The sequence below is a fragment of the Fibrobacterota bacterium genome, assembly GCA_019509785.1.
In the GTDB taxonomy this organism is placed as follows: Bacteria; Fibrobacterota; Fibrobacteria; order UBA11236; family UBA11236; genus Chersky-265.
On the sequence record JAEKLQ010000032.1, the window covers coordinates 108,189 to 132,406 of the forward strand.

The window sequence follows — 24,218 nt, forward strand, 5'->3', positions numbered from 1 at the left end:
CATTCGCCCGGGCCGGGTTCGCCGGACCTGATTAAATCAAAAGCCGGGCCAGATCTTTTCCGCCAGGGTGGGCCCTGGAAACGCCGAATTCCCGCCATAAGCCTGCCGCTTCCGCCTTCGCCGTCTACGCTATGGACAGGCCTGTCCAGCAATCGGATGATTAGCGTGTTCCCTGCGTGAAACGGAATCAGGGCCCTCCGCTCCCCGGCCTCCCCGCTCCCCGAGGCGCATAGAACTGCGCTGGGCTCCGGAAGGGAACGCGGAAGCCGTGCCGGGGCCGGCATAGGGATGAAATCGGATCCGATTTGGAGGAGCGCCGGTCCGCTCCGGGATGAACCCAGGCCCGATCAGGCCATGAGGTCGATCTTACCGCCCGTGCCCGGCGGGCTTGGGGACCGCGGAGGCGGGAGCGATTCGAGCAAGCGGGAAGCGGTGTCCTTGGCCAGGTCATGGGACTTTTTGAGCAATGTCAGATTCTTGGTCGAATCCGCATTGTTGGCGGACTGCGCGCTGGCGGCTGGCTGCGCGCCGTCACCGGAATCCGAGTTGTCGCCGGAACCCGTGCTAATGGTGGGTTGCGGGGGAGGTGTCGATCCGAGGCTTGATAGGGCGTCCATGGGGAAGAGGTTATCGCCGGCGCGGCGCGCCGTCAAGGGCCGGCGGATTCGGACCGGTTTCTACATTTGAGGTATGGCCAAAAAGTTCATCATCGAGGGCGGACGCTACCTGAAAGGGGAGATCCGCGTCAGGGGCGCCAAGAACGCGGTGACCAAGCAGATGGTGGCTTCCCTCCTGGCCCCCGGCAAATCCGTCCTCCAGAACGTGCCTGAAATCGGGGACGTGGAAATTACCAAGCAAATCCTGGCTTCCATCGGCTGCGTCGTGGCCCATGACCCGGAAGCAGGCGTGATGTCCTTGGATGCCACGCACCTTTCCACCCATCGCGTGCCGGAAGAATACTCCGGCTTGAACCGCATTCCCATCCTGATGGCCGGCGTCCTGCTTCATCGCTTCGGCGCGGCGGAAATACCCATGATGGGCGGATGCGATATCGGTCCGCGGCCGGTGGATTTCCATCTCGAGGGCTTGCGTTCCCTGGGCGCGGACATCCAATATGAAAAGGGCGTGTACCGGTTCGCCGCCAAACGGCTCACTGGAGCGCGCATCACCTTGCCTTTCCCCAGCGTTGGCGCGACGGAAAACATCATGATGGCGGCGGCCACCGCCAAGGGCACGACCGAGATCAAGAATGCGGCCATCGAGCCGGAGATAGTGGACCTGGCCCTGTTCCTCCAGTCCATGGGAGCCATCATCACCCAAGAGACCGATCGCACCTGGGTCATCCAGGGGGTGGGCGAATTGCATCCGGCCCAGCACCGGGTCATCAATGATCGTATCGAAGCCGCTTCCTTCGCGGTCTCCGCCATCGCCACCGGCGGCGATGTCACCATCAAGGGCGCGGATCAGCTGCATATGCTCACCTTCCTCAACTGGTTGCGGAAGGCCGGAGGCGAGTTCGAGACGGTGGAAGGGGGCATCCGCTTCGCCGGCGTGCATAGCAAGCTGAAGCCCATCGCGGTGGAAACCGGCGTCCACCCCGGCCTCATGACCGATTGGCAACAGCCGCTCGTCATCCTGCTAACCCAGGCCCACGGGATGTCGGTGATCCACGAGACGGTATACGAGAACCGATTCGGGTATACCGAAACCCTCAACCGCATGGGCGCCAAGATCCAACTCTATAACGAATGCCTGGGCGGCCGCGATTGCCGCTTCCGCAACCTGGGGCATCGCCATTCCGCCGTCATCATGGGGCCGACGCCATTGCAAGGCGCCTCCATCGAGATCCCCGACCTGCGCGCCGGTTTCTCGTACCTGGTGGCCGCGGCCCTCGCGAAAGGCAAAACCGTCCTTTCCGGGGTGAACTACATCGAGCGCGGGTACGATCGCGTGGTCGAGAAATTCCGGACGTTGGGCCTACCCATTTCCGTGGTCGAGGAATAAGCGGTTGCCGAAGCGTATCCGGATGAGGGGATTGCAGACGTTATGACCCGGTCCTTCGCGTTCCTCAGCAAAAAGGGCGGCGTGGGTAAAACCACCTTCTGCCTCAACTGCGCCCATGCCTTGGCCTTTTCCGGCTTCCGCACCTTGCTGGTGGACATGGACGGCCAGGCCAATCTCACCCGGCACCTCTTGCGCGGATCCCCCGGGCCCGGCCTGCCGGATATTTCCAAGGCGTTGTTGCGCCGAAGCCCGCCGGATGAATCCATCCTCACCACCGGTTACGAAAACCTGGAATTGCTCGCGGGCAGCGCCAGCCTCGACGATCTCCCCATCCTCGATCCGCGCCTCTTGCGGGAGCCCACCCGTTTGAAAATGATCCTGGAAGAACTATCCGGCGATTACGATTTCATCCTGGCGGACTGCCCTCCAAGCGTCAACTGGCTCACGCGCATGGGGCTTTTCGCCGTGCAAGGGGTGATCGTACCCATCCAGGCCGAGCCCTACGCCCTGCAGGGCCTGCAGGATCTGATCCCGATGCTGGACAAGATGACGGCCACGGCGCAGTTGCACAAAATCGTGGTCAACATGTACCGGGCCAATACCCAGCTGCACCAATCCATCCTACGGGAGATCGCCGAGGCCTTTCCCGGTCGCATCGCCAAGCAGGCGGTGCGCCAGACCATCCACCTGGCCGAAGCCGCCCGGGCCGGGCTCTCCATCTTCGAATACGCGCCCGCCTCCAGCGGCGCCTTGGATTTATACGCCCTCTGCTTCGAGTTGTTCGACCTCTCGCCCGAGAAGGTGAAGGAGCGGGTGCTGGCCCGCACGGCCCCAGTTACCGGGCATGTAGGTGACGTTAGCGGATCCGCGGGCGATGGGGTACCGCAGCGCGAGCCTTCCGAAGGCGTAACGACCTTCCCCGAGTCCGGCAATTCCGATCGCGCCTAGCTAATCCCCGACGCCGAAATCCAGGCCCAAGCGCTTTCGCAGCCCTGCGTTGGCGTTATGGTTGTGCTCCCAATAGGTGTCGCGCAAAGAAGCGATCAGCACGCCTTTTTCGCCCCGGCTGTTTTCCCAGCCCAGCAAGGTATGCGGCGATGCTTCTTCTACGTGCCACGTGGTCGTGACCCCTTGCGCCTCCAAGGTCCATCGCATGGCCGGGACCGTTTCGCCCTGGGCCAGAAAGGGTTCCGGCCCGGACTTGGCCAAGACCGCTTCCGCGATGGCCAACGGGACATGCCGTTTGCGCCGTTCCCAAAGGCCCGGCACTAGGTGGATCTTCCGCGAGGTTCCGTTCGCCTGTACGGGGCCGTCGAGCTCCCTGACTAGGATGGGCATCTCGTCCTCATAATAAAGGGCGGAATCGCCTCCGGGAGGATAGGCCAAGGTCGCGATGGAGTCGCCTTCGGCCTCGAAATAGGAATGGATCTCGGAGCGCAATCCGCGCGGTCCGGGTATGAGTTGATGGAAGACGTTGCCGCACCATTCTTGCGACGTGAAGGATACTTTCCGCGGTTGCAGGAAGCGGTTGACCCCCGGCCCCGAAAGCCCCGCGAAGACCGAAGTCAGGATGGAGTAATCGTATATCCCGGTGTTGAATTTAAGGACGTGATTGAGCTTGAGGACGGGAACGCGCAACTCGCGAGGGATGCGATCGCTTTCCGCCTTGATGCGGGTGCGCGCGTCCATCTCTTCGTACACGTACACCAATACGGCTTGGCCCTTCCGCATTTCACCGTAGCGCTCCACGTCCACGGTATAACTCGCGATTTCGGCCAGGCCGGATTTCCAATACCGCAGGAAGCCGGCGCTCGGACCGGTTCGTCCCGCCGCCGCGCCGATCGAAAGCGCGGCCAGCATTGATAATACGGTCATGTGGAGTTACCTATTCTGGGATGAAGGAATGCCGATGGGTAAGATAAACCCTTTCCGCCGCATGCGCCTCTTCGCCCTTTTCTCCCTGCTTTCCATGTTCCTCGCCGCTCCCCGCGCCCAAGTGGTCAACCGCGCCGCGGTGGAGAGTTTCCTCTTGGAAGGCGAAGTGGGGAAGGCCCAGAAGATCCTGGAAAGTTATCTGGGTTCGTCGGACCTCGCCTACCAGGACAGCGTTTATATCCTGAAGAACCTGGGCGTGCTTTATAGCTCGAGCCCCAAGCGCAAGGAGCTTGGGGACCGATACTTCTACAGGCTGCTGGATCTGGATCCCTTCGCATCCATCCATGATACCTACGCCAGCAACACCATCCTGGCCCGCTTCAAGAAGATCCGCAAGACTTATCAGTCCCAAAAGGGAGGGAAAGCCTTGGTACCGGCCGTGGCGGTTTTCGACTTCACCGGCGAGGGCCTCAAGGAGGGGGACGGGGTCGCCATGGCGCAGCAATTCATCGCGGAGATGCAACGATTGGACGTGTTCCACACCCTCGATCGCAGCAGCGTGGCGGAGACCTTCGAAAAGATGCGCATGGCCCCGGAGAAATGCGTCAGCAAAGAATGCCGCTTGGACATCGCCCGCCGTCTGACCGCCGACGATATGGTGACGATCCATGCTTCTCGCCTGGACACCGTCTTCACCTTCACGCTGGCCTATATCAACGTGGAAACCGGCGAAGCCACGACGACCTTGACCGAAATCTACGCCAAGCGGCCCGAGAAAATCCTCGCCGAAGGATTCAGCGATCTCGCCAATGAGCTCCAGAACCATGAGGCTGCCTTCTTGAACCTGAGCATGGAACCCACCAACACCCAATTGACCATCGATCACTCGCCCATGGCCGCCATCGCTTCGCGGGTCCCGCTGAATCCCGGCAAACATCGCATTTGCGGGAGCAGCCCGGGATACGAGACCCTTTGCAAGGAATTCGAGGTCAAGCGCGCGGATGCGCTCACCTATTCCCTGGTTCTACTGCCCAAGGCCGGTTCGCAGATCCAGTCCCCGAAGCCTAAGGATGAGGATGAGGACGACCCCGAAGAGACTCCCTCCGCGCCCGGCGAACCGAAGGGCTCGCATGCATTCGTCTGGTGGGTATTGGGTGGCATGACCGCCTTGGCGGTGGGCCTGGCCGTCCTCTTCGCCGCTAAGGGCTGAAACGAAAAAGCCGGGCGGCGATACCGACCCGGCTTCCATGAAGTTTTCCCGACTCCGGCCCCTAGAGCCTCGGCCGGATGCGCTCCGGAACTAGTCCGCGCTCGGTAACAGCAGGGTTACGCCCGTCAGTTTCCCGTCTTGCAGGGTAAGCGCTTCGCGGTTCTTCTGATCGATCTGGGCCAGGCGATGCTTGGACGATTCCTTCAACCGGCCCTTATCGTCCAGTAGGAGCTTGCGCTCGTTCTCGTTTATCATGGCCAGGGCGCCGGACCAGTTTTTCCGGTTTACCGCCGAGAAGAACTTGTTCACGGCGGACTTGAGCTGCGGGTCGTTCGGGTTTCCCGCGGAGGCGGCCATGGAAGCGGCCATATCGTCCTCCTGGGAGGGAGCGACGGCGGCCTCCGAAGCCATGGGGCCCTGGGGAGCGGCGGCGGCGCTCGGGGAAGAAGAATCCGGCACGCCGCTGCTTTCATTGGAAGCCATGTTCGCGGTGGCTTCGCCTTGTTTCAGGTTGGGCAGCAAGCCGTAGATGCCAGCGATATGGCCGTTCTCAACCCGCACGGCAGGGCTGCGGATCAATCGTTGCAGAGGGAGGGCCATCAGCATTTTCTGCTTTTCGGGAGGCACGACGCCTCCCTCGAGCATGAGGGCCTTTTCCTCGGGCACCATGTAATCGACGGCCTTGGTGAAGTTGCGCTTGGAAAGGGATTCCCCGAAACCGGTCAACAGTTCCAGCAAATCGTCCGACCGCGGTGCTTGGGAGACCTCTTTGTTCGAGGTGGCGCAAGCCACGAGCAATCCCATGGCGGCCGCCAATCCAATCCGAGATCTGGCGAATGTTTTCATAAAATCGGAACCCCTTCCAATTCGGCCATCGCGGTAAAACGGCCGCATTTTCAGCCCATAATATAGCCTCATAACCCCGGAAGCGGGCCGCATTTTAGCCGCGGCCCTCGCTTGTGGCAAGCGTTCGATTTCGATCGAAATTGGGTACTTCGGGTTCCCTCCCAAGTTCCGGCAATGCCGCAAGAGGTTAAAACCCTTAACCTCTCCCAATGGTCCAACTTCGCCCGATTTGCGATATTCGGATGGGGCCTTTTCCGCGGCCCCGGGATATACTTTTCCAACGGGATGGGGATTCTGGTGTCGGTACGTATCGCCGGGCTTTGGGCAGCCGGTATGGGAATGGCTTGGGCCGGAACGGCTTCGCGTATTCCTTGGGTTCCTAAGATTTCCCATCAACCGATTCCGGCCGTTTCCGCGCCTTTCCTTTGGGGCTCCTTCGGTATCGATGGGCCCCGTCTGGCCGCCTTCAAGGCCTTAACCGCGCATATGCATATGGACTCGACCCGGCACTGGGAGGTCCGGAACGGCCGCTTGTGCATCTCATACGACTTGATGCAGGACCTGGCCGGCGGGAAATTGTCGCCCGGCGAGGGCCATCTGGGCGAAAAGCTGGCCGAGGCGTTGGCCGGTAAAGGCTTGGCATTGGAAGCCCCCGCTTCCGCGCATGCCCAGTACCTACCCGGGGACGAGCAAGTGCTCGCCGCCCCGCAATGGGCCATCCATAACACCGGGGTCACCGTACAGGGGCTGGCGGCGCAGGCGGGAATCGATGTTAACATCGAAAAGGTATGGGACAAGTTCTCGGGCAGCGATTCGCTGGTCATGGCGGACGTGGATGCGGGATTCGATTTCAATCATCCCGATTTGAAAGGCCGCAATTGGATCAACGCTGCCGAGGCCCATGGGAAGCCCGGCGTCGATGACGATGGCAACGGCTACGTGGACGATTCGATCGGCTGGGACTTCGTCGATAACGACAATTATCCCCTGGACGTGCATGGGCACGGGACCATCACCAGTTCGGTGATGGCCGCCGGATTCGACAACCAGATCGGCATCGCGGGGGCCTTGGCCCACGCGCGTATCATGCCCATCCGGGTTTTGGACGCCAGCGGTCATGGGGACGAGGCCGTGATCGCCAAGGGCATCCAATACGCGGTGCGCAATGGGGCCAAGGCCATCAATTTCAGCATCGGCGGCAGCGCCGACAACGCGGCGATGAAGGCCGCCTTCCAGGCCGCGCAAACCGCGGGCGTCCCGATCATAGTCGCGGCCGGCAACGACAGCATCGATCTGAACCTCCATCCTACGTATCCTGCGAGTTACCCTTTCAATAACATCATCGTCGTGGCCTCCCACGGCCCCGGGGGGCTTCTCAGCCACTTTTCCAATTGGGGGCATACCACGGTCCATTTGGCCGCGCCCGGTGAGTTCATTACCACTTGTTCCATGCCCGATCCCCTTTATCCTTGGGGTTCGTATTTCGAGACCGATACCATCGGATGGGATACCGTGGGCTCGTGGAGGCTCACCAAGGTCGCGCCTTTAGAGCGGGCCCAATCCCTCGAATGGGTCGGCGGGGCCAACGCCTCCATCACGACCCTGGATACCCTGGATCTGCGGGGCATCAAGGGCGGCGTCCTCATGTTCCGCGAGGACTTCAAGGCCGCGAACAAGTATGATGCCTTGATTCTCGAGTACAACAAGGTCGATAGCAGCAATTGGAGTACGCTTGCCGTCTACGGGGGCCAGGTATCCGGGAGCAGCTACCAATCCTTCGCCTTGGGCGATGTGGACGGTTCCCGTTTCCGCTTGCGTTTCCGCACCTCCCTATCCAACCTGTTCTCGCCTACCGGACGCTCGTTGAAGGTGGATGAAATCCTGCTAAAGATCCCCAATCAGGATCCGGCGGCGGAACATGGCTATCATCATTACGATGGTACTTCGGTGGCGGCCCCTTATGTTACCGCCTACGTTGGGCTCTTGCGCCTGGCTTGCGATCGGATGGGAGTTCCCTTTTCCAGGGACCGCGTCCTGGCCGGAGTGGATACCATGGCTTCCCTGGCAGGCAAGGTCGCTACGGGCGGCCGCTTGGATATGTATAAGGGCTTGCAATTCTACCTGGAGAACCTGCCGAGCCTCCGCGTAACCGACTCCACTACTTTGGCCTGGAAGGCGGGGAACCAGGTGGAATATTCCCTTTCCGTCGATCCGCTGGGACAGGCCCCCTACACTTACTCGGTGCTCGGCCTTCCTTCCGGCGTGGGGATCGATGGCGCGGGCAAACTCATCTGGACCCCCACTGACGCCCAAGCGGGATCCTACGTGATGCGATTCGTCGCCGAGGGGCCGACCACCCTGCGAAGCCTTCTCACCATAAAAGTCGATCCCGCCGATCCCAACCCGGTCCCGATCGCCCGCTTCCCGGCCGTCGCGCGCGAATGGATGCTGGGAGGGCGGGCTTTCCGCTTTCCGCCCGGTATGGAGTCCGGCCGGCACCTGATCGAAATCTCCGCCGTTGATGCGGCAGGGCGCGTTACCCTCCTTACCAGGAAATGGATGGAAGCCCCGGCCTTGGGCGCGGCGCCGTCCCTGGCCTCCCTCACCGCCGGTTTCCATGGATGGCGGGTGCGCGCGGACGGAATCTTCCTGACCGCCCGTTGACCGGGAGACGGTTTCCGGGCGGTTGCCATGGAAAGCGTTTATTTTACAAAGGAACAGACCCGGATTTAGTTTTCCGTATTTCGGGAGCGACTACTGTATTCCACGACAGGTCCTGCTTTTCTACTGACCAAAAAAGACGGAGAGTTCCTGCGGGTGCTCGCCAGCATCCTGGTCGTGGTAGCTCACTGCGTGCACGTATGGGTCGAAGGCTTCGCCGTCCATCGCGAATTCCTCTCGCTCTCCTTCCTTTCCGCGGTGCTCGATCAGCTCACCCGTTTCACCGTTCCGCTTTTCTTCTTCCTGTCCGGTTTCGGGCTAACGCTCCAGCTTCGTGACGGACCTTTACGGCTGCGGGAGTACTACCGATACCGGCTGTCCAAGATCCTGGCGCCTTTTCTGATCTGGTCGCTTCTCACCGCTTTCCGCCACCAGGAATTCATCCTGGGCATGCCTTGGGCATCCGATCCGCGCGCCGCCGGCCTCCTCTTCCTGCGTTTCCTGCTTCTGGACGGTTTCGATTACCAATATTATTTCGTCATCGTCATTTTCCAGTTTTACCTGGTTTATCCCCTGCTGTATAAGCTCGGGCGATCCCGATTATTCATGGCCCTTTTCCTGGTGCTCCATCTGGCCCTCATGTCCCCGGTCGAAACCTACCTGCAACTCGCGGGGATACAGCTGCCCAATATCCACCCCAATCTCCTGGCATTCCATTGGCTCTATTGCTTCGCCGGCATGCATGCGGCGTGGAACAAGGATTTCCTCATCGGGTCGGTGGGCCGCTGGAGCGGGCGGAAAATCGTGGGATTCTGGTTGGCGACCTTGGCCCTGATGATCGGGGAATTCCTGGGCAATATCTGGAACGAGAAGGGGCTTTCCGATACCGATCATTTCAATCGCTGGTCCGTGGTGCTCTATTGCCTTTCCTCCCTGATCCTTTTCATGAAGTACAAGTCCATCCTGGCGGCTCGCGTGTACGATTCCCCGTTCGGGCGCTTCTTGTTTTCCCACGTAGCGCCTTTCACGTTTTTCGTATACCTGGCGCATACCCACGTTTTGCGTTTGGTGGACTACCTGCTCTGGGAGGTCACCATCTTCGACTACCTGAACCGCATTCTGCTGGTGGTCGCCGGATCGTATCTGTTGGCCTGGACCACCCAATGGCTGTTGGAGGATTTCCCCCGCTTACGGTTCTACTTGGGTCTTCCCAAGAAACCGATCGTGGACTGGTCCAGGGTCCCGGGCGCCCGGCTTTTCCGCCTGCGCGTGGCGCAGACAGGAAGGGATTCCGGTCGCGCCGCTTCCATGCAAGCCGGTCCCATGGCGGGGCATCCCGCGCAATCGGGCCAGGCCGCCTTGAGCCGAAGGCTCTCTTCCGATCATCCCGCGGTTTAATCGGGACCTTCAGGAACTTTAGGCCCTTTAAAATGGGGCCCATAAAATAAGAACGGCGGCCGGGTGGCCGCCGTTCTTTACTTCAATCCGAGAGTGGAATCAGAAGTGGAGTCCGCCGCCGGTAGTCGAGGTATCGGTCGGGGGAGTGCCGCCGGTTCCGCCGTCATGGGACGTATCGTGGCCGGAGTTACCGCCAGAGTGGCCGTTCCCGCTGCCGCAATCCACCGACATGGCGGGAGTGGTCTCGGCCTTGCAGGTGCCGAGATAATCGCCATGGGCGAGATGGGCCTTCACCGCCGCCGCGCCCACCACGATGGTATGCGCATTGGCCGGGTTTCCCGGGGGGATGTGGCAAATTGCGACCTTACCGCCGGAGCGGTCAAGGGCAAGCCCATCATGGGACGCGCTTGTGCCGGGATTGTCCGAGCAGGGTTTGGCTGCGGGAGGCATATCCTTGCAAGCGCCTAGCTTGTCGCCATGGGCGAGATGGGCCTTCACGGCGGGATTGCCGACCGTGATGGTATGGGCATTGGCAGGATTTCCGGGCGGGATGTGGCAGATGGTGGTCTTACCGACCCCACCCCCATGATCGGAGGAGTCCGCCGAACCGCTTTGGCTCATGGCCAGGGTTGCATTGCTTTGCGAGGAGTCCGTGGGGTTCATACAGCCCAGCATCCAGACGGTGCCTACCGCTCCGGTGAGGGTCAATAGGGATTGCGCGCGTCCCTTAATCATTGAGTGAAGACCTTCCTGCCAAGGAATGGACATAATGTAACCCCGAAGGGAATCTTATGCGAGAATATTCCCGTTGCAATGCCGAATAGATTCGGGTTTTTTCATCCCGTAATAGGCAATTTGAGGACCGATGGTACAACTGGCGCATTGGAACGCGCAGTTCCGCTTCCCGGGAATACGTCGCGAAAAGCTGCGTTCCTGACGCGTATAAGTTATGCCGTATCCTTAGGAGCATCATGCCCGCATTCGCGCTTTCCCGCCTTCGCTTCCCGATTGCATCCGCTTTCATTACCCTGGCGCTATCCTCGGGGTTGGCCGGACGGGCCGCGGCCCAGAGCGAAACCGGTCGCATTTGCGAGGTGAAACCCGTGTTGCGATGCCTGGATAAATCGAAGATCGAAGGCGATACCCTTTACGTTCCGCTGGATGCGGCCGCCATCCGCAGCGACGGATTCCTCATCTGCGACAGTTCGTACAATTACACCACCGCTCCCGACATCGTTCTCATCATGGACAATACCGCGTCCATGGACAGCATCCAAACGGTGGATGGCGTCCCGCGCTACTGCGAATTCCCGGCTTCGGAAACCGAGGATCCCGGTTGCATCAGCGGCGATCCCCACAAGCTGCGCGGCCCCGCCCTGCGGACCTTCCTGGATAGCGCGTTGGTAAAGGGCGGTAAGGGCATCAACGTAGGCATCGTCCTATTCTCTTCGCAAGCCGATTCGGTTTCGGACAAGTTGACGCCCCTGACTTCCGCCAGTGTCGACTCCATCAAGTCCTCCATCGTAATGAAAGCGCATCTGGGAGGAACCAACTATCATGTCGCCTTCACCGAGGCGCGCCGCCTGCTGGCCCAATCGCGCAAGCCCAAGGACGAGCAATTCATCATCTTCGTCTCGGACGGGCGGCCCAACCTTCCCGTGAGCAATCCGTACCTGTACAAGCAGTATTGGGACAGCCTTCCGGTGGTGCACAGCATTTACCTCGGGGACAATGAAGCCAACTTCAAGGACATGCAGGACATTTCCGATCATACCCATGGGACGTTCTTCCATATCCGCGATGTCGGCGCCTTGGCCAGCTACCTGACCAACGATCTCGCCAAGCAACTGTTCCGCCGCGCCACGCCTACCCTAACGACGGTTCGTAATCTGACGGATTCGGTCGTGTTCCAGGTGGATGCGGCGCACCATGCGGCCCTGCCGGACTCGGGGGCGTACACCCTGCAGATGCCCGGCCCCTTGGAGTTGGTTAAAGGGGTGAACGACATCCTCGTCAAGACCGAGTACGGATACGGGGGTACTACCCAGGACGTGCATTTCTCCATCGTCCGCGCCGTCGCCCGGCCCGATGACCTCACTCTGCAGCAGTCCTGCCGCGCCCTGCCCGAGCTCCTGGTCTACAACAACAAGGGCGATACGCTCAACCTGTCCGGGAAGCCATACACCATCAACGATACCGCGGTGCGCTATAGCCTGACCACCAACGTCTCCCTGGACTCGTTCAACGTGCTGATCCAGACGCAGAGCGCCGCCACCTCCCAGAAGGATCTCGAAGCGGTGCTGAATACCGCCGCCAACAAAAAAGATTCCACCTGGACCGGCTCACGGCCATTCGAGCATCAGACCGTCGATAAGCATCCCGGGGACGGCAAGCTGCAGGTCGATCATGGCGAGACGATTATCCTTTCCTACCACAATCCGTATATCCGGGAAGACAGCGCCAGCGCGCGCGTGCGCGTGAAGTACGGGCCCGATTTCGACAAGGCCGCCTACCGGGATCTGAACGGCGACGGGCGCATCGAAACGGTGACCATCCGCTTCCTGGACGCCCTGCCTGTCCTGCCCGCCAAACTGGGATTCAAGATCGTGGATGCGACCGGGGCAAGCGCCGAACGCACGGCCACAGGCGGGGAAATCAAGTTCGCCCCTGCCGCGGGCGGAGGCGACGATCATAACTCCCTCATCGTTACCCTCTCGAACCCGTTCCCCTTCGGGATGACCTCGGTGGCCAACGCCGATTCCTCCGGGCATACCTACCGCCAAGCGGACATTCCCATGGTCGACGCGACGTTCAGGGTGGACGATTCGGTGCCGCCGGTGATCGTATCCGCCGAGGTGACAACGGACAAAGCCACCAACCAGCCGAAGGTGGTTGTGACCTATTCGGAGCCGATCAATCTGGCTGAACCTTCCATTGAGCCGTTGGTCTTCAAACGGGACACTTTGGAATTCACCGGCAAGGATCTGCCCATCGCGAAAATGGAGAAGACCGATGCCCGCCATTGGACCTTCTGGATCCAATCCGGCACGGATTACAAACCCGTGGGCGGCGATTCGGTGGCGATCAACAACAACGGGGAGACCCGGGATGCGAACGGCATCGCGCCCAAGCGCAAACTGTTCGAACCCTTGTTCGGACCGGCTCCAGGCCAGAAAATCTCGGACTTCTACGTAACCTTCGCCAATGGTTCCCGGGGCAGTGGGGCCGCGGGTTCGGCCACCGTCAATAACGATGCCGTGTTCATCCCCGTCGACTCCAAAGGATATCCGGTTCCCGGCGATGCCAGCGCCGGAAAATGCCCGAGTTGCGCGGCCCAGGACAACGGCAACTTCGCGGGTTCGGTGATCCACATCCTCACCAAGCAGCCGGTGCATTACGACTTCACCATCTTCTCCAACCTGGGCCAGGTGGTGGTCCATGGCTCGGGAGACATCGGGGATGCGGACTTAAGCTTGCTCGATAAGATCGAAAGCGACTCGCATGATCCCAGCCAGACGCAATACGTGCAGCGCATCGTCTGGACCGGCCGCACCGACAATGGGGTAATGGCGGGCACCGGGGCCTACGTGCTCAAGGCCGTCTTCCATTATGAACGCAACCTCAAGACCGGAGCGCATGCTTCGGCGGAAACCAAGATCACCCGATTCGGTTTCATGCGCGCCTGCTGCCAGGCGTACAACGACAAGTGGTATTACTGAGCGGGAGAGCCTGAAAGACTAACGGCGCCCTGGAAAGGACGCCTAGTCGCCGGAGGCGCCTAGCGAAGGGGGGAACGGAGATGGAGGGAGTCGAACCCCCGGACCGTTTTCACGGACTTCTGATTTCGAATCAGACGCAATAGACCACTCTGCCACATCTCCGGGGGGGAATTTAAAAAAAAATCCGCGGTTCTTGGAGCCGAGGGCCCGCAGGCGTATTTTCTGGCTTAGAAGCGTTGCATGGTCCTGAACGGGACTCCGCTTCTCAACGAGCCAAGGGGCCCGTAGGCCCGGCAGCCCCCTGAAAAAGGACCCGCATGACCTCCAAGAAAGCTTACCGCGTGCGGCCCAAAGGCCGTGACGGGGAGTATGCCACCGTTGAAGCCTTCGAGCGCAAGGGTAGGGCCCATCGTAAAGTCTTACGCTTCCGCCAGCCCCAGGAACGGACCGTCCCCAGTACGGCCCGCGCCTTGCGGGAGGGCTACCCCACGCGGCTCGGGGCCACCCTCCATGAGGATGGGATCAATTTCGCCGTCCATGCCCCCCAGGCCCGCGAGGTTTTCTTGGTGCTTTTCGATTCGGTCGAATCGGAGGCGCAGGAGGTTATCCGCTTGCCGGGCCGGACCCGGTTCATCCATCATGGCTTCGTGGAGGGCTTGAAAGAAGGCCAGCTCTACGCCTTCCGGGCCCGCGGGGAATGGAATCCCGCCCGGGGCTTGCGTTACAACGAGAACAAGCTGCTTATCGATCCGTATGCCCGCGCCTTCGCGGGCAGGTTCCGCTTCGACGGCAATCTGCTGCTCCCTTACGATCCGCTATCGCCCGATAAGGATTTTTCCCTGGACGAGCGGGACAGCGCCGCGGCCGTCCCCAAGTGCATCGCTTACGCCCGGGCCTTCGAATGGGAAGGGGACCGGCCGCCGCGCATCCCCATGGGCGAGCTGATCATTTACGAGACCCATCTGAAAGGGTTCACCGCCAATCCCAATAGCGGCGTCAAGGCTCCCGGAACCTATCTGGGGTTCATCGAAAAGATCCCCTGGCTGGCTTCGCTCGGGATCAACGCGGTGGAACTGCTCCCGATCCATGCCAAGTTCCCGGCGGAAAACGAAGGGCGGGACGGCCGCGGCAATTATTGGGGATACAACACTTACGGCTTCTTCGCGCCGGAGCCCGGTTACGGCAGCCGCAAGGAGGCGGGATGCGAGGTGGAGGAATTCAAGACCCTGGTCAAGGCCCTGCACCAGGCGGGCATCGAGGTGATCCTCGACGTGGTCTACAACCATACGGCGGAGGGCAACGAACTGGGCCCCTTGATCGGTTTCAAGGGCCTGGACAACGGGGGTTATTACTCCCTCTCCGGAACGGGGCCGGAACCGCGGCGCTATTACATGAACCATAGCGGTTGCGGCAACACGGTCGATTTCGGGAACCCGGTGGTGGTGCGCCTGGCGCTCGATAGCCTGCGCTATTGGGTGGAGGAATTCCATGTGGACGGATTCCGCTTCGATCTCGCCACCGTGTGCGGGCGCGGCTTCTGGAACGGTTTCGATTCGCGCGGCCCCTTCTTCCAGGCCCTGGCCCAGGACCCGGTCCTCAACCAGGCCAAGGTCATCGCCGAACCCTGGGATTGCGGGACTTTCGAGCAAGGCAACTTCCCGGTGGGCTGGTCGGAATGGAACGCGAAGTTCAGGGACTGCGCCCGCAAGTTCGTCAAAGGCGACGCGGGCCAGCTCAATGAATTGGGTTGGCGCCTCACGGGCTCGGCCGATCTCTTCGCCGACGACGGGCGTAGCAGCGACGCCAGCATCAATTTCGTCACCTGCCACGATGGCTATACCCTGAACGATCTGGTGAGCTACAACGAAAAGCACAATGATGCCAACGGGGAGGAAAACCGCGACGGGTATAACGACAACCTGTCCTGGAATTGCGGGGCCGAAGGGGAGAGCGAGGACCAAGCCGTGCAAGGCTTGCGCCGCCGCCAGGCCCGGAACTTCTTCTGCATGCTCCTCTTCTCGCAAGGCGTTCCCATGATCGGTCACGGTGACGAAATGCTGCGCACGCAAGGGGGCAATAACAACGCCTATTGCCAGGATAATCCCCTGGCCTGGATGGATTGGAGCCTCGCCGATCGCAACGCGGCCATGGTCGAGTTCGTGAAACGCGCCATCGCCCTGCGTAAGCGCATTCCCCTGCTCAACGGCCGCCGCTTCTTCCTCGGCAAGGGCGGACCGGGGGGCATTCCCGACATTACCTGGTATGGGCAGGACGGGAAGGATCTGCAATGGAACGATACCGAATGCCGGCGGCTCGCCTACCGTCTCGACGGATCGGAATGGACCTGGGAGGCGGACGAGACGCAGGAGACCCCTCCTGGCGCTCCCGACGCTCCGCCCGAGGGCCGCGCAGGGATGGCGCAGGGAAGCGTCAATGGCCATCATCAGGGGCCGGGGCGGGCCCGTAGGTACTACTTCATCTTCAATATGGATCCCGAGGAAGGCGATTTCGTCCTGCCCCTCGTTCCCGAGGGCCGCGCCTGGCGTCGGGTGGCCGATACGAGCTTGCCCGACGGCGAGGATTTCCTGGCGCGCGGGCGGGAAGCCCGCTTGGAGAATCCCGGCGCCTACCGGGTCCCGGGCCGCGCTACGGTGATCCTCATGGATTGAACCGTACTGAAGGCGGCTATCTTCGGCGCTGTTGCTATATTTGCCCCCCGGACCGAAGGGGGATGGCGGAGAATTGGTCTTCCTGACTCGCATGCCGGATATCCCCGAAAACAAGCCGACCCGAAGTGGCCGCGCCGCGCGGCAAGCCAGGCCTTTCCTGAAATGGGCCGGCGGCAAAGGGCAACTCCTCAAAGCGCTTTCGGCCTTTTTCCCCAAGGCCCTTTCCGACGGAAGCGTTACCGATTACTACGAACCTTTCCTGGGCGGCGGGGCCATGTTCTTCCACATGATGCAAGCCTATCCCATGCGCCGGGCCTTCCTGATGGACGCCAACGAGGAGATCGTGCTCCTCTATAAGGTGGTGCAGAACGACGTGGAGCCCTTGCTCTCATGCCTTGGGCAAATGGAACGCGAATACCGGAAACTTTCCCCGTTAAAGCGGCAGGATCGGTACTTGAAGGTCCGCGCCGCCCTCAACCGCGCCCGGCCTGACATGAACTACAAGAAATACGCGAAAGAACCCTGGGTCGAGCGGGCGGCCCAACTGCTCTTCCTCAACAAGACGTGCTATAACGGGCTGTTCCGGGTGAACCGGAGCGGCGGCTTCAATACCCCGTTCGGACGGTACGCCAATCCGACCATCGCCGATGGTGATAATCTGCGCGCGGCTTCGGCGTTGCTGGCCAAGGCGCAAATCCGCCTCGGCGACTTCGGCGAACTCGGCGCGCTGGACGCCCGCCCCCGCGGCCTCTTGAAGCCGGGCTCCTTCATTTATTACGATCCGCCCTATCGCCCCTTGTCGCGTACCTCCAACTTCACGGCCTACAGCCGCTTCGCCTTCGGCGATGCGGAGCAGGAAAGGCTGGCAGGCCTCTTCCGCGCCCTGGATCGCAAAGGCATCTACCAGATGCTCTCCAACTCCGATCCGCGCAATGCCGATCCCGCCGACGATTTCTTCGAACGGACCTACTCCGATTACGGGAAGACCTTCTGGAGGGTACCGGCCACGCGCGCGATCAACTCGGTCGCCAAGGGCCGCGGGCGCATCAACGAGATCGTGATCACGAACTACAGCCCATGATGGAGCGCGATGCGGCTTGGAAGCGCGTTTGCGACGCCTTGCCGGTGGCGGAAACATTGGAGCGCGAAGGCCTATTCGCGATCACCGCGGATGAACTGAAGCGGCACGGGGGCCGTGAACCCCGGCTGATGGCCAAGATCGATACCTTGGCCGAACGTCCAGCCGCCCTGGCGGATCTGGGCGCGGCCCTGTTCCCGGTCCGCAACGGCAAATACGTCCTCTTCCCGGATCCGGACCGGAAAAGCTTCTTCCGCTTCGAGGGCGAGCCCCTGCCTCCCCGCGCCTTCGCCGCAAAGATGGACCTGGGCCGGTTCGATACCTTCCCCCGCGGGCAAGAGGCCAGCGAGAGCCAAGCCTTGGATTCCGCTTTCCTGTCGGGCTTGTTGGCCGCCTTCTGCGGGGAGCCCGGCCTGTGCCTTACCCTGCGGGGCCGGATTTTCTCCGGTGATTTCTCCTTCCGCACTCCGCAGCGCGGCCTTCCCATCGGGGTTTCCCGGGTGCAAATGGAGGTCGACGCGGGCTACGAAGGCGAGGACGGCGTCTACCTGATCGAAGCCAAGCGCGGCCGTCGCGAGGATTTCCATATCCGCCAACTGTGGTATCCCTACCTGCATTGGAGCCAGCGTACGCGCAAACGCGTGGTGCCGATTTTCTTCACCTACAGCAACGGGCAATTCGAATTGTCCGAGTTCGCCTTCGGGCAGGAATTCGGGGAAGCGGCGTTGGTGCGCCGGAAAGCCTATTGCTTGGAAGAACCGCGGGCGGCGGCGGATTTCAAGACCCTTTTCGCGCGCGTGTCCATCGGCGCAGAGCCCATTGGCGCTTTCCCCCAGGCCAATGATTTGGATAAGGTGGTTGATTTGGTAGGCTTGGCGGCGGATGCTCCCAAGTCCAAGGCCGATATCGCCGAGGCCTTCGGCTTCGAAGAGCGGCAAGGCGACTACTACGGCAACGCCGGCTGCTATCTGGGCCTGCTGCGGCGGAGCGACGAAGGCTTCGCCCTCACGGAGGAAGGGGAAGCTTTCCAGCGGCTGCGCTCGCGGCCGGCGCGTACCTTGGCCCTGCTCGAGGCCATGGCCCGCATACCCAGCCTCAGGGAGGCCTTGCGCCTATTGGCCGAACGCCGATTCCGAGCGGAGAAGATCGCCGCCGGCGAATTGGCCGCGGTGGTGCGCGAGGCGACGGGCCTGGGCGCGTCGACGCCGGAGCGACGGGCCTCGACGGTACGGGCCTGGCTGGCTTGGGTGATGAAGAACGTGAAAGTGGAAGATGCGTAACGATCACGATCCGCCCTTGCCTACCCTCGCCTTCACGGATTGGCTGCGGGCCATGGATGCGTCCGCGCGTTCCGGCGAAGGGATGGCCGTCGATTGCGGCGAGTGCCGCGGTTGCTGCACTTCCTCGTATTTCATCCCTATCGAATCCGATGAGAAGGAAACCTTGGCGCACATCCCCAAGCGCCTGCTTTTCCCCGCGCCGGGCAAATCGAAGGGTCGCTGGCTTATCGGCTTCGATGAAAAGGGCCATTGCGCCTTCTTCAAGGACAATGCCTGTTCCATTTACGCCCATCGGCCCCGCGTTTGCCGCGCCTATGACTGCCGCGTCTTCCCGGCCACGGGCCTTTCCGAAGACGATAAGCCGGCCATAGCGAACCAGGCCAAGCGCTGGCGTTTCGGTTTTCCTTCCGCGGAAGACGAGCGGCAATTCGAAGCGGCGCGGGCGGCGGCCCGTTTCCTGCGCGGGCACGCGGCGGATTTCCCGGAAGCATTCCTGCCCTCCCAAGCAACCCAACTGGCCGCCCTCGCGCTCCGCATCCGCTCGGTATTCCTAGGCAAGCGGTCCACCAGCGCCGCGAAGATCGCCGAAATCCTCGCCTTGGCGGCGCATGGCGCAGGATCCGGTTGACCGGGATGCCCGGGCGGGGTATCTTTGACCTCATGCACAAGCTTATCGCTGCCGCGTATTTTCCCTACTTCTTCTGGCGGGAGACCCCCGGGGGTTAGGGAATTCGTTCGCTGGCGACGGAAACTCGACCCCCGGGGATGCCCCGGGGGTTTTTTCGTTTGGTACGGAAAGTCGGGAAAGGAAAACATGCAAGCCACCGAGAATCTCAACATCCGGGAGATCGTTCCCCTGATCCCGCCCGGCGAACTCAAACGCATGCTGCCGATGGACGAGGCCGCCAACGCGACGGTCTTGGCCGGCCGTAAGGCGGTCCAGGAAATCCTTTCGGGGACGGACAAACGCATCCTGGCCATCGTCGGACCGTGTTCCATCCATGACACGGACGGGGCCCTGGAATACGCGCGCCGCTTCAAAGGCTTGCGCGATCAGGTCGCCGATCGGATTTGCCTGCTCATGCGCGTGTACTTCGAGAAGCCTCGCACCACGGTGGGATGGAAGGGCTTCATCAATGATCCCTTCCTGGACGAATCCGGCGACATCTCGACGGGCGTGCGCGAAGCGCGGCGTCTGCTCCTGCAAATCAACGGGATGGGCATCCCCGCCGCCAGCGAATTCCTCGATCCCATCGTACCGCAGTACATCGCCGACCTGGTCGCCTGGGCCGCCATCGGCGCGCGCACGACCGAGTCGCAAACGCACCGCCAGATGGCGAGCGGGCTTTCCATGCCGGTGGGCTTCAAGAACGGCACCGACGGCAACATCCAGGTGGCCGTGGACGCCTTGATCTCGGCGCGCTTCCCCCATAACTTCCTGGGGTTGGATTCCGAAGGGCGCACCGCCATCGTGAAGACAAAGGGAAATCCTTACGGGCATATCGTCCTGCGCGGCGGGAAGTCCAAAACCAATTACGACGCCGAAAGCATCGCCGAAGCCGTGGCCCAATTACGCAAAGCCTCCCTGGAGACCCGCGTGGTGGTGGATTGCAGCCACGGCAATACCCAGAAGCGGCATGAGCTTCAGGAAGAAGTCTGGAAAAGCGTGGTGGCCCAGAAGGCGGCGGGCAATGCCGCCGTGGTGGGAGCCATGGTCGAGAGTAATTTGTTCGGCGGAAGCCAGAAGATCCCGGGCGACCGTTCGCAATTGAAGTACGGCGTTTCGATCACCGACGAATGCATTGGTTGGGAAACCACCGAACGGATGATTCTGGAAGCCTATCAGGGACTGGCATAAGGTCCCCGATATATTCAGGGTCTCTAGCGCTTTTCCGGAGCCGGTTCTTCGCCGGCTTCGGCTTCCGGGGGCCCGGGCTTCAGGAAAAAGATCCCCACGACGGCGAAGCTGGCGAACGCCAAAACGGCCTTGAGCAACAAATCCGTATAGATCCCGAAATGCCAATGCTCGAAAAGGTTCTTCTCGCCGACCAATAAGGCCGTCAGGACCACGAAGACCCCGAAGACGACCTTGCCTCGCTGGGTTTCCAGGTTCATCCCGCGGGCGCGGGCGCGTAACCAGAAGAATCCCCCGAAGAGGATGAGCGCCATTACGATCTTTTCCGTTAATGCCATGCAAGGGAAAGTAGGAAGATCGGCCCGGGGCTGCGAGCGGCGGGGTTAAATGCCCCTGAGCCTCCTAATTCCGAAGTAATTTCCCGCAGGCCTCCGCATTAATTAAATTCGACTCGAAGAGCCCTTTAGGAAATGGGGGCGTAGTACACTTCGGAGGTTCCCGGATGAAAAGTTTTCGACTGCTCTTGATCGCCGCGGCATGCGCCGCCTTCGTAGGTACGGCCCAAGCCCGCATGGGCGGCAACTTCGGCCTGGGCTTCATCGCCGGCTTGCCTTCCGGCTTGTCGGGCAAGCTTTGGCTGAACAACACCAACGCGGTCGACATGATCCTGGGCTTCAACCCTTCCGACGACTGGCTCCAAGTGCGCGCCGATTACGTATGGCATGAATTCAACCTGTTCCCGGTCAGCTCCGGCCAATTGCCGCTTTACTACGGGATGGGCGCCGGCACCGAGATCTCGGGCGGGGGCCTGGGGTTGCTGGCGCGCGGCGTGGTGGGGATCGAGTACCTTTTCCCGCGCGCCCCGCTCGACGCGTTCTTCGAAATCGGCCCGGGCATCCGAGTATTCCCCCGCACGGATTTCGACATGAGCGCGGGCCTGGGGATGCGCTACTACTTCTGACCTCTTCCGGATCCGTCTATTTCTGGGTCCCCGAAGCCTAAAATCATATCTTCCCCAAGTGGGCGCGGCTGGCCGGGCCGCGAAGGAGGCCTATGTTCTTCAAGTGGCTGCCTTGGAAATACATGGTCCGGCGGGTGGCGCAGCATAACGGCTTCCTCGATCCCATCCTGATCCTGTCGCGCCTGGGGCGCTTCGCCCAGCCTTCCGAGGTGGGCGAACCCGTCGAGCTCCTGCGCGCCGGCCTGGTTTTCCACGCCCGCGGCCTCATGAATACGAGGGCCATCCAGAACAATCTCGACTGGATCTGGCCTTATTGGGTCGAGCGCCAATTCAATCCCCGCGATCTTTCCTTCATGCCGCGGGCCTTTTCCATCAGCCACGTCAACTTGACGCACCGCAATTGGACCGCGGTCGGCAATCCCGATTCGCCCTACCTCCCTATCGTCGATCCGAGCGGCCTGGTCACGCCTTTCTACGACGGTTGGTCCCTGGACGCGTGGATCCTGAAGGAAGATGGGACCGATCTCATCCCGTCCAAGGCCAAGGACATCGGACAAGCCTTGCAGATCGAGCCCAACGGCATCGCGGTAACCACCGACATCGTCGGTTCGGGCTTAAGCCTGCATTCGCGCGTCGAGGCCTTCCCGGAAGGACCGGCCGGGCTTTTGCGCCTACGCTTGCGCGCGCGCAGCGACGGTCCCGCCTGGCTGGCGCTTTCATTAAGGCCGTATAATCCCGAGGGCGTCAGCTTCGTCCACGATGTGCGCCTGGAAGCGGATCGCTCCCGCTGGACGGTGGACGGCGTGCCCGCGATCCGCTTCTCCGAGCCGGCCGCCAGGCACTTCGCGTCGGAGTATCATGAAGGGGACGTATTCCACATGTTACGGTCCCCCGGCGCCCCCGAGCGGGTTTCCGTACATTGCAAGGTGGGGATGGCCACCGCCGCCGCCCTCTTCCCGCTGCCGGCCGGTGCGGAGAAGATCCTGGACGTTACCGTGGACCTGGCGGGGGATAAGGAAACCCCGCGGCAGTTCCCCAAGCGCAGCGCTCCCGCCGCGTGGGCCCCTTCCTTGGAAGGCCTGGCGCGCCTGGAGATCCCCGATCCGCATTTCGATTTCCTGTACCGCGCCGCCCTGCGGACCTTGCTGCTGCATTCCCCCGGCGAGGTTTTCCCGGGCCCGTATACCTACAAGCGTTTCTGGTTCCGGGACGCGGCCTTCATCCTGGACGCCATGCTAGGAGCGGGGATGGCCGATCGGGTGGAACGCACCTTGGACCTCTTCCCCTCGCGCCAGAACCTGAGCGGGTACTTCCTTTCCCAGGAAGGCGAATGGGATTCGAACGGGGAAGCCCTTTGGATCTTGCGGCGCTGGTGCGAGGCCACCGGGCGCCCTCCGAAAACAGAGTGGATGCTTCCCATCGCCAAGGCGACCGAGTGGATCAAGCGTAAGCGTATCCGCCGCCATGCAGACCCCCGCCTCGCCGGGTTGTTCCCGGCCGGGTTCAGCGCCGAGCATTTGGGGCCGAACGATTACTACTACTGGGACGACTTCTGGGGCGCGGCCGGGCTCCGATCGGCCGCCTGGTTGCTGGAGGCGGCGGGACGCGGGGAGGAATCCAAATCCGCGCGGGCGGAGGCTTCCGATTTCCTCTCCGCCATCGACAAGAGCCTGGCGGCCGCGCAGAAGGACGGCCGGATCGGCAAGGCCTTGCCGGCTTCCCCCTTGCGCCGCATGGATTCCGGGTCCATCGGTTCGCTGGCGGTGAGCTATCCCTTGCGCCTGTGGCCCGGGGATGATCCCCGCATCCTGGCCACCCTCGAGTATCTGCTTTCCAAGTGCATGTTCCGCGGCGCCTTTTTCCAGGACATGATCCATTCGGGCATGAACGCCTACCTCACCTTGCATATGGCCCAGGCCCTTCTGCGAGCGGGGGACGCCCGGGCCATCCAACTCATCCGGGACACGGCGGCGGTGGCATCGCCCACCGGGCAATGGCCCGAAGCCATCCATCCGCATACCCTGGGCGGATGCATGGGCGATGGGCAGCACGTCTGGGCCGCGGCGGAATGGGTGCTCATGATGCGCAGCCTTTTCGTGATGGAAGAGGATCGGGTCCTGGTGCTGGCCTCCGGCATCCCGGAGGAATGGCTGCGGGAGGGCGGATCGCTTTCGTTCGGGCCCACCCCGACCGTCTTCGGAGCCCTGACGGTTACCTTAAAGCCCGGCCCAGAAGGCGTGCGCGTGGCTTGGGCAGGGGAGTGGCGGACCAAACCCGCCTGCATCGTGGTACGCATTCCGGGACGCAAATCCATTACCGTTTCCGAGCCGGCGGACGGCGCCGTGGACGTACCGAACGCGTTACCGGGCCCGCTCGCGCCCGCGAATTCCCGTTGACCTCATGAAAACCGGCTCGCCTTGGGGACGAGCCGGTCGATTGCGCGCCCTTAGCGCGCGGAGACGGACGAAGATGCGGGTTTTGGGGACCCTGTCTCCTGCATAAAGTTTACGATTTCAAGGATCCGGAAACAATTATTTTCCGTGGCGGCAGGCGGTTCGAATGGGGTTTTCGGGGCGGGGGAGGGTTGGCGTTCCCAACCGGATTTGAACCGGTGTCGTCGCCGTGAAAGGGCGATGTCCTAGGCCTCTAGACGATGGGAACG

18 protein-coding genes and 2 tRNA genes are annotated in these 24,218 nt (G+C 61.8%); 13 read left to right on the forward strand and 7 right to left on the reverse strand.

Features of this window, described 5'->3' with window-relative positions; translation table 11 throughout:
• Positions 1–347 precede the first annotated feature (347 nt).
• Positions 348–653, reverse strand: a complete 306-nt coding sequence (locus JF616_08390; protein ID MBW8887761.1) for a putative motility protein — start codon at positions 651–653, stop codon at positions 348–350.
• A 37-nt stretch (positions 654–690) separates the two neighbouring features.
• On the opposite strand from JF616_08390, the gene murA reads away from it, so the two are divergent.
• Both murA and JF616_08400 read left to right on the forward strand, forming a co-directional pair.
• Positions 691–2,004, forward strand: a complete 1,314-nt coding sequence (gene murA / locus JF616_08395; GenBank protein ID MBW8887762.1) for a UDP-N-acetylglucosamine 1-carboxyvinyltransferase — start codon at positions 691–693, stop codon at positions 2,002–2,004.
• Between the two features lie 42 nt (positions 2,005–2,046).
• A complete protein-coding gene (locus JF616_08400) occupies positions 2,047–2,952 on the forward strand; it encodes a ParA family protein (GenBank protein ID MBW8887763.1) in 906 nt (301 codons plus the stop codon).
• Here the strand turns inward: JF616_08400 and JF616_08405 are convergent, their stop codons facing one another.
• Positions 2,953–3,879 carry a hypothetical protein gene (locus JF616_08405; protein ID MBW8887764.1) on the reverse strand — a complete coding sequence of 309 codons (927 nt, stop codon included), beginning with the start codon at positions 3,877–3,879 and terminating at the stop codon, positions 2,953–2,955. It lies immediately after the preceding gene.
• 34 nt (positions 3,880–3,913) lie between these two features.
• Here JF616_08405 and JF616_08410 point away from each other — a divergent pair, with 34 nt between their 5' ends.
• Positions 3,914–5,089: a hypothetical protein gene (locus JF616_08410; GenBank protein MBW8887765.1), complete on the forward strand. Its 1,176-nt coding sequence runs from the start codon at positions 3,914–3,916 to the stop codon at positions 5,087–5,089.
• A gap of 90 nt (positions 5,090–5,179) precedes the next feature.
• Here the strand turns inward: JF616_08410 and JF616_08415 are convergent, their stop codons facing one another.
• Entirely contained in the window at positions 5,180–5,893 is a 714-nt protein-coding gene (locus JF616_08415; GenBank protein ID MBW8887766.1) for a hypothetical protein, read from the reverse strand.
• 339 nt (positions 5,894–6,232) lie between these two features.
• Here JF616_08415 and JF616_08420 point away from each other — a divergent pair, with 339 nt between their 5' ends.
• Complete coding sequence (locus JF616_08420; protein ID MBW8887767.1) at positions 6,233–8,599, forward strand: S8 family serine peptidase; 2,367 nt, start codon at positions 6,233–6,235, stop codon at positions 8,597–8,599.
• A gap of 153 nt (positions 8,600–8,752) precedes the next feature.
• Positions 8,753–9,994, forward strand: coding sequence for an acyltransferase (locus JF616_08425; GenBank protein MBW8887768.1), 1,242 nt, complete (start codon positions 8,753–8,755; stop codon positions 9,992–9,994).
• Positions 9,995–10,093: 99 nt separating this feature from the next.
• Here JF616_08425 and JF616_08430 read toward each other — a convergent pair whose 3' ends face one another.
• Complete coding sequence (locus JF616_08430) at positions 10,094–10,729, reverse strand: hypothetical protein (protein MBW8887769.1); 636 nt, start codon at positions 10,727–10,729, stop codon at positions 10,094–10,096.
• A 236-nt stretch (positions 10,730–10,965) separates the two neighbouring features.
• On the opposite strand from JF616_08430, the gene JF616_08435 reads away from it, so the two are divergent.
• Positions 10,966–13,713: a VWA domain-containing protein gene (locus JF616_08435; GenBank protein MBW8887770.1), complete on the forward strand. Its 2,748-nt coding sequence runs from the start codon at positions 10,966–10,968 to the stop codon at positions 13,711–13,713.
• A gap of 75 nt (positions 13,714–13,788) precedes the next feature.
• Here JF616_08435 and JF616_08440 read toward each other — a convergent pair.
• Positions 13,789–13,875, reverse strand: a tRNA-Ser gene (locus tag JF616_08440).
• Between the two features lie 155 nt (positions 13,876–14,030).
• On the opposite strand from JF616_08440, the gene glgX reads away from it, so the two are divergent.
• The 5 genes from glgX to JF616_08465 all read left to right on the forward strand — a co-directional run bounded on the left by glgX (position 14,031) and on the right by JF616_08465 (position 20,598).
• Positions 14,031–16,382, forward strand: coding sequence for a glycogen debranching protein GlgX (glgX, locus tag JF616_08445; protein ID MBW8887771.1), 2,352 nt, complete (start codon positions 14,031–14,033; stop codon positions 16,380–16,382).
• A 91-nt stretch (positions 16,383–16,473) separates the two neighbouring features.
• Entirely contained in the window at positions 16,474–17,463 is a 990-nt protein-coding gene (locus JF616_08450; GenBank protein ID MBW8887772.1) for a Dam family site-specific DNA-(adenine-N6)-methyltransferase, read from the forward strand.
• Positions 17,460–18,740, forward strand: coding sequence for a hypothetical protein (locus tag JF616_08455; protein MBW8887773.1), 1,281 nt, complete (start codon positions 17,460–17,462; stop codon positions 18,738–18,740). Before JF616_08450 ends, JF616_08455 begins: the two co-directional genes overlap by 4 nt.
• Positions 18,733–19,368, forward strand: a complete 636-nt coding sequence (locus JF616_08460; protein MBW8887774.1) for a YkgJ family cysteine cluster protein — start codon at positions 18,733–18,735, stop codon at positions 19,366–19,368. Before JF616_08455 ends, JF616_08460 begins: the two co-directional genes overlap by 8 nt.
• A gap of 186 nt (positions 19,369–19,554) precedes the next feature.
• A complete protein-coding gene (locus tag JF616_08465) occupies positions 19,555–20,598 on the forward strand; it encodes a 3-deoxy-7-phosphoheptulonate synthase (protein MBW8887775.1) in 1,044 nt (347 codons plus the stop codon).
• 23 nt (positions 20,599–20,621) lie between these two features.
• Here the strand turns inward: JF616_08465 and JF616_08470 are convergent, their stop codons facing one another.
• Complete coding sequence (locus tag JF616_08470) at positions 20,622–20,909, reverse strand: hypothetical protein (GenBank protein ID MBW8887776.1); 288 nt, start codon at positions 20,907–20,909, stop codon at positions 20,622–20,624.
• Positions 20,910–21,097: 188 nt separating this feature from the next.
• Here JF616_08470 and JF616_08475 point away from each other — a divergent pair, with 188 nt between their 5' ends.
• A complete protein-coding gene (locus tag JF616_08475) occupies positions 21,098–21,556 on the forward strand; it encodes a hypothetical protein (GenBank protein ID MBW8887777.1) in 459 nt (152 codons plus the stop codon).
• A 92-nt stretch (positions 21,557–21,648) separates the two neighbouring features.
• Positions 21,649–23,952 carry a hypothetical protein gene (locus tag JF616_08480; GenBank protein MBW8887778.1) on the forward strand — a complete coding sequence of 768 codons (2,304 nt, stop codon included), beginning with the start codon at positions 21,649–21,651 and terminating at the stop codon, positions 23,950–23,952.
• Between the two features lie 189 nt (positions 23,953–24,141).
• Here the strand turns inward: JF616_08480 and JF616_08485 are convergent.
• Positions 24,142–24,217: transfer RNA gene (locus JF616_08485), tRNA-Glu, on the reverse strand.
• Position 24,218: the final 1 nt, after the last annotated feature.

Bases quoted from the DNA above. Each gene is read 5' to 3' on its own strand.
- JF616_08410 (MBW8887765.1), top strand. From the start codon at position 3,914: ATGGGTAAGATAAACCCTTTCCGCCGCATGCGCCTCTTCGCCCTTTTC.
- JF616_08455 (MBW8887773.1), top strand. From the start codon at position 17,460: ATGATGGAGCGCGATGCGGCTTGGAAGCGCGTTTGCGACGCCTTGCCG.
- murA (MBW8887762.1), top strand. From the start codon at position 691: ATGGCCAAAAAGTTCATCATCGAGGGCGGACGCTACCTGAAAGGGGAG.
- JF616_08465 (MBW8887775.1), top strand. From the start codon at position 19,555: ATGCAAGCCACCGAGAATCTCAACATCCGGGAGATCGTTCCCCTGATC.
- JF616_08405 (MBW8887764.1), bottom strand. From the start codon at position 3,879: ATGACCGTATTATCAATGCTGGCCGCGCTTTCGATCGGCGCGGCGGCG.
- JF616_08480 (MBW8887778.1), top strand. From the start codon at position 21,649: ATGTTCTTCAAGTGGCTGCCTTGGAAATACATGGTCCGGCGGGTGGCG.
- JF616_08450 (MBW8887772.1), top strand. From the start codon at position 16,474: ATGCCGGATATCCCCGAAAACAAGCCGACCCGAAGTGGCCGCGCCGCG.
- JF616_08435 (MBW8887770.1), top strand. From the start codon at position 10,966: ATGCCCGCATTCGCGCTTTCCCGCCTTCGCTTCCCGATTGCATCCGCT.
- JF616_08415 (MBW8887766.1), bottom strand. From the start codon at position 5,893: ATGGGATTGCTCGTGGCTTGCGCCACCTCGAACAAAGAGGTCTCCCAA.
- JF616_08460 (MBW8887774.1), top strand. From the start codon at position 18,733: ATGCGTAACGATCACGATCCGCCCTTGCCTACCCTCGCCTTCACGGAT.
- JF616_08470 (MBW8887776.1), bottom strand. From the start codon at position 20,909: ATGGCGCTCATCCTCTTCGGGGGATTCTTCTGGTTACGCGCCCGCGCC.
- JF616_08400 (MBW8887763.1), top strand. From the start codon at position 2,047: ATGACCCGGTCCTTCGCGTTCCTCAGCAAAAAGGGCGGCGTGGGTAAA.
- JF616_08430 (MBW8887769.1), bottom strand. From the start codon at position 10,729: ATGATTAAGGGACGCGCGCAATCCCTATTGACCCTCACCGGAGCGGTA.
- glgX (MBW8887771.1), top strand. From the start codon at position 14,031: ATGACCTCCAAGAAAGCTTACCGCGTGCGGCCCAAAGGCCGTGACGGG.
- JF616_08475 (MBW8887777.1), top strand. From the start codon at position 21,098: ATGAAAAGTTTTCGACTGCTCTTGATCGCCGCGGCATGCGCCGCCTTC.